Origin of the sequence: Acinetobacter sp. MF4642 (assembly GCF_002018925.1) — a bacterium.
Classification (GTDB): Bacteria; Pseudomonadota; Gammaproteobacteria; order Pseudomonadales; family Moraxellaceae; genus Acinetobacter; species Acinetobacter johnsonii.
The window spans coordinates 1-731 of record NZ_MVON01000088.1; the positions used below are offsets into that span (position 1 = coordinate 1).

Annotated in this window: 2 tRNA genes and 1 rRNA gene; all 3 read right to left on the reverse strand. The window is 38.9% G+C overall.

Going from position 1 to position 731, the window contains the following annotated elements:
- Nucleotides 1-107, reverse strand: a 23S ribosomal RNA gene (locus tag MF4642_RS16565); the annotation flags it as partial.
- Nucleotides 108-502: 395 nt separating this feature from the next.
- Nucleotides 503-578, reverse strand: a tRNA-Ala gene (locus MF4642_RS16570).
- 67 nt (nucleotides 579-645) lie between these two features.
- Nucleotides 646-722: transfer RNA gene (locus tag MF4642_RS16575), tRNA-Ile, on the reverse strand.
- Nucleotides 723-731 lie beyond the last annotated feature (9 nt).

The window sequence follows — 731 nt, forward strand, 5'->3', positions numbered from 1 at the left end:
CGGATCACAGGATATTTGCCGCCTCCCCGGAGCTTATCGCAGGCTATTACGTCTTTCATCGCCTCTGACTGCCAAGGCATCCACCACATGCACTTAATTACTTGACTATACAACCCCAAACAGTCGTTAATCCCTACAAGTAGGATTAAGACAGTCTATGATGATTTCTCATCACTTCCTTACAGTTTGTTGCTCTGTGTACTTAAACACTGTACAGCTTCAATTCAATTCACATACCAAAACGCTTGATTCAGTTAATTTCGCTAGTAACTCATTTCTTCAATCTTCATCAATCAGTAATAAATCACTGTTAATGTCAATCTTAAAAACGAGTATGAACAAATTATTTCAACTCAAATATATTCTGTTAATGATTTTTCCAGCCTTCGTCAGGTCAGGAAACTGTGATAAATCACAGAAGTTAATAAAATGTAAACCAATGTCTACTTCTTACTAATTTCTATAATCTAACGTCTTAGCTTATATATTGAAGAACAATATATGGTGGAGACTAGGAGAGTCGAACTCCTGACCTCCTGCGTGCAAAGCAGGCGCTCTACCAACTAAGCTAAGTCCCCAGCTTATCAATAAGTCAATGTTTCTGTTTTCTGTATTCAGCATTTAACAATGCTTGTTAGTCAGATTTGGTGGGTCTGACAAGACTTGAACTTGTGACCCCACGCTTATCAAGCGTGTGCTCTAACCAACTGAGCTACAGACCCTCAGATACA